The 11,391-nt window shown below is 61.9% G+C and carries 11 protein-coding genes; 7 read left to right on the top strand and 4 right to left on the bottom strand.

Translation table 11 applies throughout. From position 1 onward, the window contains the following. Positions 1-308: 308 nt before the first annotated feature. The 5 genes from AC1D0I_RS31440 to AC1D0I_RS31420 are packed head-to-tail and all read left to right on the top strand — an operon-like array spanning position 309 to position 5,638. On the top strand, positions 309-479 hold the full coding sequence (locus AC1D0I_RS31440) for a hypothetical protein (RefSeq protein WP_477400028.1): 171 nt from the start codon (positions 309-311) through the stop codon (positions 477-479). After that, the gene (locus AC1D0I_RS31435; RefSeq protein ID WP_477400026.1) at positions 479-1,654 is read left to right on the top strand and encodes an acyltransferase family protein; all 1,176 of its coding nucleotides are present in this window, start codon (positions 479-481) and stop codon (positions 1,652-1,654) included. Before AC1D0I_RS31440 ends, AC1D0I_RS31435 begins: the two co-directional genes overlap by 1 nt. Then, the gene (locus AC1D0I_RS31430) at positions 1,651-2,757 is read left to right on the top strand and encodes a glycosyltransferase family 2 protein (RefSeq protein ID WP_477400024.1); all 1,107 of its coding nucleotides are present in this window, start codon (positions 1,651-1,653) and stop codon (positions 2,755-2,757) included. The genes AC1D0I_RS31435 and AC1D0I_RS31430 overlap by 4 nt, the downstream gene beginning before the upstream one ends. A gap of 4 nt (positions 2,758-2,761) precedes the next feature. Continuing rightward, the gene (locus AC1D0I_RS31425) at positions 2,762-3,796 is read left to right on the top strand and encodes a glycosyltransferase family 2 protein (protein WP_477400023.1); all 1,035 of its coding nucleotides are present in this window, start codon (positions 2,762-2,764) and stop codon (positions 3,794-3,796) included. Positions 3,797-3,805: 9 nt separating this feature from the next. Continuing rightward, on the top strand, positions 3,806-5,638 hold the full coding sequence (locus AC1D0I_RS31420; protein ID WP_477400021.1) for an ABC transporter ATP-binding protein: 1,833 nt from the start codon (positions 3,806-3,808) through the stop codon (positions 5,636-5,638). Positions 5,639-5,640: 2 nt separating this feature from the next. On the opposite strand, the gene AC1D0I_RS31415 is transcribed toward AC1D0I_RS31420, so the two are convergent. The 4 genes from AC1D0I_RS31415 to minC all read right to left on the bottom strand — a co-directional run bounded on the left by AC1D0I_RS31415 (position 5,641) and on the right by minC (position 9,736). Beyond that, on the bottom strand, positions 5,641-7,107 hold the full coding sequence (locus AC1D0I_RS31415; RefSeq protein WP_477400019.1) for a coiled-coil domain-containing protein: 1,467 nt from the start codon (positions 7,105-7,107) through the stop codon (positions 5,641-5,643). 653 nt (positions 7,108-7,760) lie between these two features. Further along, the gene (gene minE / locus AC1D0I_RS31410; RefSeq protein WP_024501686.1) at positions 7,761-8,033 is read right to left on the bottom strand and encodes a cell division topological specificity factor MinE; all 273 of its coding nucleotides are present in this window, start codon (positions 8,031-8,033) and stop codon (positions 7,761-7,763) included. Then, the gene (minD, locus tag AC1D0I_RS31405; protein WP_477226767.1) at positions 8,030-8,845 is read right to left on the bottom strand and encodes a septum site-determining protein MinD; all 816 of its coding nucleotides are present in this window, start codon (positions 8,843-8,845) and stop codon (positions 8,030-8,032) included. Before minD ends, minE begins: the two co-directional genes overlap by 4 nt. A 60-nt stretch (positions 8,846-8,905) precedes the next feature. After that, positions 8,906-9,736, bottom strand: a complete 831-nt coding sequence (gene minC, locus AC1D0I_RS31400; protein ID WP_477400017.1) for a septum site-determining protein MinC — start codon at positions 9,734-9,736, stop codon at positions 8,906-8,908. Between the two features lie 326 nt (positions 9,737-10,062). On the opposite strand from minC, the gene AC1D0I_RS31395 reads away from it, so the two are divergent. Further along, positions 10,063-10,899 (top strand): hypothetical protein, encoded by an 837-nt coding sequence (locus AC1D0I_RS31395; RefSeq protein ID WP_477400015.1) that lies wholly within the window; start codon positions 10,063-10,065, stop codon positions 10,897-10,899. Then, the coding region (locus AC1D0I_RS31390; RefSeq protein ID WP_477400014.1) for a hypothetical protein at positions 10,889-11,391 on the top strand (503 nt) is incomplete at its 3' end. The genes AC1D0I_RS31395 and AC1D0I_RS31390, both read left to right, overlap by 11 nt.

The following is an 11,391-nucleotide window of genomic DNA, read 5'->3' as shown; positions in this document are numbered from 1 at the left end:
AAATTATAGATTTTCGAGTTTTGCGCACGATTTAAGAAAGATCTGAGCTTTTCTCATTCTCCTAGCCGGGGTTTTTTCCAATCAACCGGAGCGGGCAGATCCATACAGCTCAACGACAGGGTTGAAATGCTGGGGAAAATCGCCAAAAAAGGGTGAAATCCGGGCGGCTTTGTCAACCTTTATCGCTTGCTCACACAAGTATTTCGGCTTGGTAGATTTTTTGTGTTGCGCTGCACAATGCGGTAGCCGAACCATCCCTTGGGGGACTCGTTTAACGACTGGACATAGGCCGTGAAGGATTCCCTGGCTTGACCGAATTGAGCTACCTGTCTGTCGATTTCGAGCCCGGCCTGAGCGGACTTGCAAAGCGCGGGTTTGATGGCGCCGGCCCCGTGGCGGGTCTCGTCCGCCTTGGCCTGCCGTTCGAAATAGCCGCGGTGCGGCTTCATCGCGGACATCACGTCGGCGGCAGCCGCTGATGGGAAACACCCGCGACATCCAACTGGATGCATTGAGGGCCATCGCCGTGACGATGGTTCTGTACTCCCATTTCTTCGCGGCCGGAGGATCATCCTTCTGGGGCCATATCGGCGTGCGGCTGTTCTTCGTGCTGAGCGGCTTCCTGATCACGCGCGTGCTGCTGGAAGCGCGTTCGGCCGCGGAATTTGAAACCGGCGCCGCGTTGCGAGCCTTCTACATCAGGCGGGCGCTGCGGATATTTCCTCCCTATTTCGCCGTCCTGGGTTTCGTTTGGGTTTTCGACCTGGAACAGGCCAGGCCATCGCTGCTCTGGCATGCGCTCTATCTGTCGAATTTCTGGTATGCGCTGCGCAATGACTGGACGCCCTGGGTGCTGTGCCATTTCTGGAGCCTGAGCATCGAGGAGCAGTTCTATGTCGCCTGGCCACTGATCGTCCTGCTGGTCCCACGCCGGCGCTTCGAGCCGATCTGCATGGGCATCATCCTGCTGTCGCTGGCCTATCGCTTCTACTGGCCGGTCACCGCCACCCCGGCGCTGGCACGCGACCTGCTGCCGCCGGCATCCATGGATGCGCTGGCGTCAGGTGCGCTGCTTGCCTGCTGGCGATCCAGAGGTGCTGCCCTGCCGCAATGGATGCGGCTGGGCTGGCCTGCCTTCGCGGCCGCATTCCTGATGATCGAGTGGTTTGTCCCGGCGCCTCCCGGTCCGACACTGGAATGGGCCCGCTGGCTGCTCCTGCAAGTCCTGCCGCTGGTGCCGCTGATGGCCATCGTCGCCGCCTGTTCGAGCGGCCTTGGCGGCACCCTCGGCAAGCTTGCCGAGCTGCCGCAGTTGCTTGCTGTCGGCCGCATCAGCTACGGCGTTTATCTCTATCATCCGATATTGTTGTCGCTCGCCGTGAAGTCACAGCCCTGGATTCCGGTCAATGTCTCGGAGCAAGGGCCAGGGCGGCTGCTGGTAGCAAGCGCCGCCACGATCGTCGTGGCCTCGATTTCCTGGGTGGTTTTCGAAAGGCCGCTCAACCGCCTGAAGCGCCACTTCCCCTATGTGGCGCGCACCCATGCCGCGCCGGCACGCGCCGACCGCGCCGGCTGGGCCACGAGGGCGCCCGGCCGATCGCCCGATGGCGCGGCGCCATCGCTCGACCTCCAGCAAACGGATGCGAGACCATGACCGCCGCGCCGCTCGTCTCCGTCCTGCTGCCGGTCTACAACGCCGGGCCCTATCTCGCCGCCGCGCTGGGAAGCATCCTGCGGCAGGACTACTGCCGCGTGGAGGTCATCGCCATCGATGACGGGTCGACCGACAATTCGCTCGAAATCCTCGAGCGATACCGGCAAGCCGACAGCCGCATCTCGATCATCTCGCGCGAAAACCGCGGCCTCGTCGCGACGCTCAACGAAGGGCTGCAGAAAGCCCAGGGCGAGTTGGTCGCGCGGATGGACGCGGACGACGTCGCTTACCCCTGGCGCCTGTCGCGCCAGGTGGCGCTGTTCGAGCGGCGGCCCGAACTCGGCTTCTGCGGCGCCGGCGTCGACATGTTGATCCGCGGCCGCATCGCCAGGGGCAAGCCCGATCCGGTATTCCAATTCGGCCGCATTCCCATATTGGCGATGTTCTTCACCATCTTCATGCACCCGACGGTCGTCTACAACAGGAAGGTCATCGAAGACGGCGATCTCCACTACGACAAGACCTACAGGCACGCCGAGGATTTCGATCTTTTCAGGCGACTGGCCGGCCGCTACCCGGCAGCCATGATGCCCGAAAACCTGGTCGTCTACCGTGTCCATGCGGGAAGCGTGACCAGCCGGCACAGCAAAGAGATGCGCAGGACGCATTTGCGGATCGTGGCGGAGAATCTCGAGCGCGAGGGCCTCGCGGAAACCACGCGAAACCTGCGCGATATCGGCGATGCGGTCAGCCTCGACACCGTTGCCCGTGCGGCCAACTTCATCGTCGCGCTGGAGGAGGAGATTAGCTCGCTGCCGGCCGAGACGCGACGGAGCTTCGAGGCCGGCGCACTGAACCTGTTCTATTTCCTTTACCAGCTCGTCGCCAACGAAAAGCAGCCCTCGCTGACGCATGAATTGCTGACGCGGACCGCGAAATGGAACTTTATCCGGCGTCGCGAGAAATATGCGCTGCGGCCGGGCTCCTGGGCGCCCTGGCTCAGCCTTGCCTCGCTGTCGGCCGGCAGGCAGGCGGACGCCCTGGCATACTTCTTTAAATCCGCGCCCGCCGAGACGGTCCTGGCGCCTTATCAGTTGAGTTAGAGGGATGACCGTCAAAGCCCACCAACCCCTGCAGCGCGATCGTTCGACGGCGCTCGGCGCTGTCCCGGCCAATCCCCGCCCGGAACGGTCGGCGCCGGAAGTCAGCTTCATCATCTGTACGCGCAACCGCGTTGCCGTGCTCGAGGCTTGCATCAAGTCGGTGCAGGCCGCGTGCCGCGCCCACGCCGGCTTCGCCGCCGAGCTGGTGGTCGTCGACAACGGCTCGAGCGACCGCACGGCGGAACGCCTGGCCAGCATCGCCGCCATGTCGGACATTCCATTCACGCCGGTTCACGAGCCCCGCCCCGGATTGGCGACTGCCCGTAACGCCGGGTTGAAGCGCGCGCGGGGCCGTGTGCTGGTCTTTGTCGATGATGATTGCGCCGTCCATTGCGACTACCTGCGCGACCTGGAGCGACACTATGCGTCCGGGGAACAATGGCTCATCCGGGGCGGCCGTGTCGAACTTGGCGATCCCAGGGATTTGCCGTTCACGATCAAGCGCTCGCGGGTACGCGAGGGGCTGACGCCGGATGTCCACCCCGGCGGTTTCGTGCTGGGCTGCAACATGACGATGCACCGCGATGTCGCGGCTCGTATCGGCAATTTCGACGAACGCTTCGGCGCCGGCGGACCGTTGCGGTCGGCGGAGGATACCGATTACCTCGTGCGCGCGATGCTGCTCGGCATCGCTGTCGAGTATGTGCCGGACATGACGATCTTCCATCATCACGGCCGGCGGGATCGCAAATCCATCGAAAAGCTCCACCGCGACTACAGCCTGGGAAATGGCGGGCTCTGCCTGAAACATGTTCGCCATGCGCCCTGGCTGCTGCGTCATTTCTACTGGGCCGCTAGAGCCGCTTTCCGGGAATCGGCGGGCGGGCCTGCGTTCGATCGTGAACTCGACCTGTCGCATTGGCCGATCGTCGGCATGAATTTGCTCGGCGCCGCCAGATTCGCGGTTCTCCTGCTGGCGAGACGGGCGCAGGGTGCGCCGGTGCGACAAGATCAACAGGCAAATGCCGAAGCGAGTTGAACCGCCATAATGCCATTGCTACCGCCAAGCCTGCCGATGCTGTTCCGGACGTTCGGAAAGAAGCAACTGCGCCTGCTTCCGGCCGTGGTGGTCCTCGGCCTGGTCGGCGCCGTCCTCGAAGGGTTCGGCATCGGCCTGATCATCCCGTTGCTGGGCATTATCATGGGACACGGCGATGCTACCGGAATGGGCGGCTTTTCCGCCGTCCTCCAGCATGTCGGATCGGGCCTCAGCGAGCGCGACCGGCTTATGGTCATTTCGGTCGCCATCCTCGGCTCGATCGTCCTGAAGAACATTTTCGCCTTCGCCAACACGCTGCTGACGACCTTCATCTACGGCAAGGCTAGTCATTCGATCCGCAGCGCCTTGTCGGAGCGGCTGTTGCGGGTCGGCTACCCATTCTTCCTGCGGCAGAGTCCAGGACGGCTGCTCAACATCATCTCCAACGAATCCTGGCGGGCATCGGATGCGATCCAGATCATGCTTTCGGCCATCGTCAGCGCATCGGCCGCCATCATCCTGCTGGCTTTTCTGCTGCTGCTTTCGTGGCGCATGACGCTGTTGGTCACGCTGGGACTGGCCGTCGTCCAGATTGCGCACGCCATCCTCTCGGCCAATCTGAAGGGGCCCAGCCGCAGCGTCGCCTCGCGCAACAGTCACCTCGCATCGCAGATGCTCCATCTGGTGCATGCCGGACGCCTGATCCGCATCTTCGGACAGGAGAGCCGGGAGAAGGCGACATTCGATACGGCGTCCGATGCGGTCCGCCGCGCCTCCTTCGTCCTGCTTGTCCGCCAGGGAGCGTTGCCRCCGCTGACGGAGGTTCTGCATGCCGCGCTGTTTCTGGCGGTGGTGATCGGCGCCTGGTTGGCGCAGGTAAGTTTCCCGCTGATCATCGCGTTTGTCATCCTGCTCTACAGGCTGCAGCCGCATATGCGGGCCTTGCAAGGGTCGTGGAGCCAGTTGCAAGGCCTGAGCGGATCGCTCGAAGAGGTGACATGGATGCTGGATCCGTCCGGCAAGCCTCAACCGCCGCAAGGCGACGGCCCGTTCCACGGCCTGCGCCAGGGCATCAGGTTCGATGACGTAACGTTCACCTATTCCGGCACGGACCGGCGTGAGGTGGTGCTGCATTCGGCGACTTTTGATATCCGCGGTGGCCGCTCGACGGCACTGATCGGCCGCTCGGGCGCCGGCAAGACAACGATCGTCAACCTTCTGTGCCGCTTCGTGGAACCGGACACCGGCAGGATTCTCGTCGATGGATCACCGCTCGACGGGATCGACGCCAGCCAGTGGCGCCAGCACATCGCACTGGCCAGCCAGGAGCTGGAGCTGGTCGATGGCACCATTTTTGAGAACATCACCTACGGGCAGGACGCGGCTACGACCGACGAAGCGGAGCGTGCCGCGAGACTGGCCGAGGCGCATGAATTCATCGAACGGCTTCCGCTCGGTTACGACACGCTCGTCGGCTACAGGGGTATCAACCTCTCGGCGGGACAGCGGCAGCGGATCGCACTGGCCAGGGCCCTGGTGCGCGATCCCGACCTCCTGATCCTGGACGAGGCCACCAACGCCGTCGATGGGCTGTCGGAGGCAGYCATCGTCGAGACGCTGAAGTCGAGAGCCGGCCGCCGCACGACCATCGTCATCAGCCACCATCACAGCACCATCTCGTTCTGCGACGACGTGGTGATCCTGAGCGGCGGCCGGGTGAAGAAGCAGGCGCCTTTCGGCGCCCTGGCATCGCTCACCATGGACGAGCTTTACCAGCACGAGCCGCCCGCCGCCCCAGGCGGGGCGGGAGCGAAGCGACGACGCGGCGAGCCTGCAAAATAGAGCTACGGCGTCGCGCGGAGGTTCCTGCGGGCGCGCCGCCTGCCCGTTGCACGTGCTTTCTCCGCCACCACCCCGGTGATCTCGACCACGGTGCTCTCACGCGGTCTGCCGCTGGTGGCCTTGTGGAGCCGCTCGTAGGGCAGCAATTCCTTGATCCTGGCATTGAGCGACACGATTTCGTCCCTGAGGTCCTCGCATTCCTGCCTCTGGACATCGAGCTGTATCTGTTCCGACGCCTGTTGCAGCACAAGCTGTGAAAAATTGGCGTTCACTTTCGAAAGGCTCGCCTTGTCGCTTTCGTTCTCTTCGATGAGCGCGGACAATTTTTCGTCGGCGATTTTCTTTTCGGCCAGCGTGTCGTTCAATTCAGTCTTGAGCCTGGCGATCTCGCCGGTGGCATCGCTGTTCTCGTTCGAGGCCCACTCCAGCCGCGATTGCAGGTCCTCGATCTCGGAACGCAACCCGCGCATTTGCGTCTGGCTGCGCGCCAGTTCGGCTTCCCGGTCGCCTTCCACCATGCTGGCCGCTTCGCTCATTCCCGAAAGCTTCGCCTGTGCGGCCTCGAGCGACTTCTGGAGCCGCACCTCCTCTTTCTCGCTCTTGGCGAGCGCGGCGAGCAGTTCCGCAAACCGCGCTGCTTCGCTGGCATGGATCGCCGAGAGCTCGTCGAGCCGGTGGCGCGCCTGGGATTCCCGCTTCAGAGCCTTGTCGAGCTCCATCGACAGGCTGACATGCTTTTCGCGCAGMATCTTGCTCTCGCGCAAGCGCCTGTTGGCCTCGACCGTCCTGGCGGTCAGCCGCTTGGCGATGTCGCCGAAGTCCGCGTCGCGCTTTGCGCTCGCATTGGCTGCCTCCGCGAGTTCCAGCCTTGTCGCGGCAAGCGTCGCGCGGAGCGCGTCCCTGTCCTGGACCAGGCTTGTCTCGCGCTGCTGAAGCACTTCGCAGGTGCTTTCACGCTCGCGCAGCTTTCGCCCCGCATCGTGCAGCTTTTCCGACAGCGTTCTTTGTTCGGCGAGGAGGCCGGCATTGGCCAGCTCCAGCTCGTTGGCGCGAAGAATGTCGCCATGGAGGATGTTGAGGTATTCGCGCGTCAGGTGATGTGAGGTCGCGATCTCCGACAGCTTGCCGGTGATCTCCTCCATATAGTCCCTGGCGTCATGGAACAGCCCTTCGAAGGCGCTCAACGCAGCCAGTCGGGTCTGGGCGTGGGACGTCAGCCGCGGCCCGGTTTCGGAACTGTCCGTGTTGCCCGCACCGTCTGCGTTCTCCGCGCCATCCGTGCTCGCCGAATTGGCCTCGGGTGGCGGGTCGGCAGGTGCCGCCGTCGAATCCGGGACCTCGTCGCTCTTTGGCGGCGCCTCGTCCTCGGCGTTGAGACTAGCGTCCAGCGCATCCGCCAGATCGATCTGCAGTTCCTGTAGTGCGGTATCTACGTCTTCAGCGCGCTTGATCAAGCCCTTGAAGTTCATGYCCGAACTCCCCTACCCATACCCAACCCAGTACTTAACAAAATGCTAATGTATCATTACATCCGCGGCTTCCGTATGGGAAGCCCCGCCTGTAGAATGCTGAAACTAGGGGATTTCTCGCTTGCGTCCAGTGGCCTGAAGTCGCCGCCGCGCACCATTTTTCGTGGCAAAGCCCGCGCCGCCGCGCGTGAGCTCCAGAGGTGCCTCGGAGAAAACTTGTCTCATTCCGGCTTACCATACGGCAAGATGATTGCCGCAGGCGAGACTGACCACGCTACCCCAAAAGTGGAGGTACCAAACGTAGGTGGGTTGGCGCCGACCTTGGCGCCCTAGTGACACGGTATGATGAACAGGGCGATCAGCGCCCTCTTTTGCGTTCGAAATTGGCGAGAGCCGAGGTGAAAGCGCAATCTCCCCACTTGCGGGGGAGATGTCCGGCAGGACAGAGGGGGGTGCTGTCCCTCCAGCCTGTCAACCAATCATAGCGATAACATCCTTGGTCGGTTGCTTGTCGAGACTGGCGTAATGTTGAAGGTTGGTGATCCTTCCCACCCCCCTCTGCCCTGCCGGGCATCTCCCCCGCAAGGGGGGAGATCGGACGTCACGCCGGCTTTCGCCAATAGCCAACGTCAAAGGGGGAGAGGAAAGACCTGTCAGCCCGCCATTGCCAGCGGCACGGCGCTCTTGTTGGGGATCTGGATATCGATTTCCAGCGTCGACATGGTCTCGCCGCGGTCCATCGAGACCTGCAGATAGTCCTGGTCGATCTGCACATGCTTGGCGATGACGGCCATGATCTCCTCGCGCAGGATGGAGACGAGGTCGGGCTGGCTGCGGTTGCGGCGCTCATAGGCGAGCAGCACCTGCAGCCGCTCGCGCGCCACCGGCGCACTGGAGCGCCGCTTGAAGATGTCGAGCAGGTTCATGCCGCCCTCCTTCCCAAAAGACGATCGAGGAAACCCTTGCGTTCGAACGGCACGACGACCGGCAAATCCTCGCCCTCGAGCCGCCTGGCGGCGTCGATATAGGCCTTGGCAGCGGCGTTGAGTGGTTCCGACAGCGTCACCGGCGAACCGAGGTTGGAGGCCCTCAGCACATCCTGGCTCTCGGGAATGATGCCGAGCAGCGGCGTCGACAGGATTTCCAGCACGTCGTCGATGGACAGCATTTCGCCACGCGCGGCGCGCGCCGCGTCATAGCGCGTGACCAGCACATGCTTGGCGATCTGCTCGCCATGCTCGGCCCGCAGCGTGCGGGCATCGAGCAGGCCGATGATGCGATCGGAATCGCGCACCGAGCTCACTTCCGGATTGGTGACGATGACCGCCTCGTCGGCAAAGCGCATGGCGAGCTGCGCGCCGCGCTCGATGCCGGCCGGGCTGTCGCAGAACACATAGTCGAACACCGAGCGCAGCTTGTCGATGACTTCGCCGACGCCGTCCTCGGTCAGTGCATCCTTGTCGCGCGTCTGCGAGGCCGGCAGCAGGAACAGCGTCTCCACCCGCTTGTCGCGGATCAGCGCCTGCGAAAGCTTGGCCGAGCCCTGGATGACGTTGACGAGGTCGAACACCACGCGGCGCTCGGCGCCCATGATCAGGTCGAGGTTGCGCAGGCCGACGTCGAAATCGACAAGTGCCACCTTCTTGCCGGTCTTGGCGACCGCGGCGCCCAGGGCTGCCGTCGAGGTCGTCTTGCCGACGCCCCCCTTGCCCGAGGTGACCACCACTACCTTGCCCATAAAAATGCCTCCGTTGTTGTTATGTCGTTGGTCGAGCGGCCCTGTCGGCCGCAACAAATGTCAGCTCAGCGGCGCGACGCGCAGCCCGTCCCCGTCGAGAAATGCCTGGATCGGCTTGCCGCGCGAAACCCCTTCCATCTCCTCGGCGGTGACATACCAGCCGTCGACCGCCAGAAGCTCGGCCTCGTTGCGGCGGCAGAAGATGCGCGCGCCTTTGTTGCCGAGCGCACCCGCCGAAGCGCGCCCGCGTAGCGTGCCATAGACATGGATCGAGCCCGCCGCGATGATCTCCGAGCCGGACGCGACCGAGCCGAGCACGATGACATCGCCATGCGGATGCACGATCGCCTGGCCGGAGCGGATCGGCGACTTGATCATCAGCGTGCCCGAAGCCTCCTGCCCAACCTGCGGCTCGCTCTCGCCTGCTTTGCTTGCGCCAACCTTGTCAGCCTGCGCGCGCCCCACATCCGCGCGTCCGGCACCGGCGCGTTCCGCGTCCGCACGACCCTCTGGCGCCTTGCCCTCGGCTTTCTCGTCCGCCCTCGCCTTGCGGCCGGGCAGCAGGCCATCGGTCGTCGCCTCCTTGGCGCCGACCAGCACCGGCGGCAAATCGGCGCCGAGCGAGGCCCCTTCGAGCTCGATGGCATAGATGCGGATGCCGCGCGTGCCGAGTTCCGCCACCAGCGCCGCGATCTCGTCCGCCCCGGGCTTCAGCGTGTTCAGATCGAGCAGCACCGGCCGGCCACTGAAATAGCCGGGCGAGTTGCCGATCCAGTGGTCCAGCCCCTCCAGCCAGGCCGCCAAAGGCGCCTCCGGCGTCAGCGTGAAAGCGACGAAAGAACGGGCGCGAAAGCGAATGGATTTGGCCTCGAGGGGAGCGGCAAAAGTCACTGGCGGCGAATCCTTACTGATAGGTAAACGCTAGCGAGTGAATGGTTAACGAATGGTTAATGCGAGGGTGGGGGAACGTTCGGAAAGACGGCTCCTTACACACAGTCGACCAGGTCGAAAAACTGGCTTTATCCCAAAAGCGCAGATGCTTGCCCTTTTTGAAGGGCGAATTTAGTTGTCGAAAAACTCGCAGGCTCTCAACAATCGAATTCTTTCGTAGCGTCAGGTACATTAACAGTAATCGTGACGAGTAGGCCGGAGGTTTGGTACGGTCTGCCAAAGGGTCTTGAGCGGCAGGGGAAAGACGCTGGCAGATACGGCACCAAATGGCGACCGCCATCAAAACTGGCAAAGTCCAATTGGCTGAGAGCGTTGACGAAAGGGACGACCTGAAGAACCACCCTACCGCCAATGTTTTGTACCTTACCGGCAAGGTTGACGCTGTTCTCATCGATGATCGGTTCGTAAATCAGCACCCAAATCTCGATCATGATGGAAAGCGTGTTCCCATCGCGACCACGGTCGACCTGATCGATTTTCTCTTTGACAGCGGCGTGATCGCCAGCGATGAGCGAACAGAGCTCCGTACCCGTCTTCTTGACGCCTGCGTGTGTTTGATACCCATCGCCAGCGATGAAATCCTCGATGCTTTGGAGGCATCAGAAATTCGCGCGGGTCGAGTCATCGAGAATGCCGAACTTCGCGCCATATCAGAAAGCATTCGACGGTTGCAGATGAGCGACGTCTTGCAGATACCCAAAGAGCAGCAGTGGCTAAGCGGCACACTCGAAGCGATCGCCGAATGCATGAGAAGTATCTGGTCCGGGGACGCAGCAGAAGAGACCACCATTGCCAGAGGCAATTGGCTCGTAGAACTCTACGACATACGCCCGTGGATGCACCGGCTTCAGGATCCGCAAAATGCAGAGCTGAACAGAGAACGATACCGACAGCAATTGTTGGTATTGGTCGCGGTCATTGCAAATCGACTTCCAAATGATCGTCGCAGGCGCTATCTCGCATGGTTAGATAATCACATCCTCGCCGACGTGCAATCAAAGGATCAGCCAACGTTTCAATGGCTTGTGACCCACGTGAAGAGTGTTGTTGATGACCTTGTCAGCAAATTAGCGACGGCGGAGGGTGACGCACATGAAACCTAACGTCGACATGCAAACATCTATCATCCTGGAGGTGTATAAGGCATTCCCGTCATCAATCGCAGATGCCGTGTTCGATGCACAGGAATTCAGAGAAGCTCTATCTCGCGTCAAGAGTACGACCGTCTCACTTGGCAAACCAAGCGTGACGTTCGAACTAAAGAATCTATACGATACCATCTCTGCGGCCTTAGGTTCTCTTAAAGTGCAGACAATAAGATCAGAAGACGATCTGCAGTGGAAAATCAGAGTAAAAATCACCGACGACCAAAAACAAATTCTCCTGTATCAGCAACAGGGTATAGAAATTCTTCTTCCGGATTATTGGTACCTTTCTCCATTGGGTTCAGATCGACTATCCGGTCTAGAGAGAACATTTGTGCATATAAACGGGGACGAGCATATTTGTATCTGGCGTTCTAAGATTTTGGCATCTCATTTGAGTGACGAGGACGTACCGTCGTTCGAACAGGAATTGATGCTCCTTCCAGAAGT

The sequence above is a fragment of the Mesorhizobium sp. P2_D1 genome (assembly GCF_056404455.1).
Note: the sequence above shows the minus strand (reverse complement) of the source record. Positions and strands in the feature narration are given on the sequence as shown.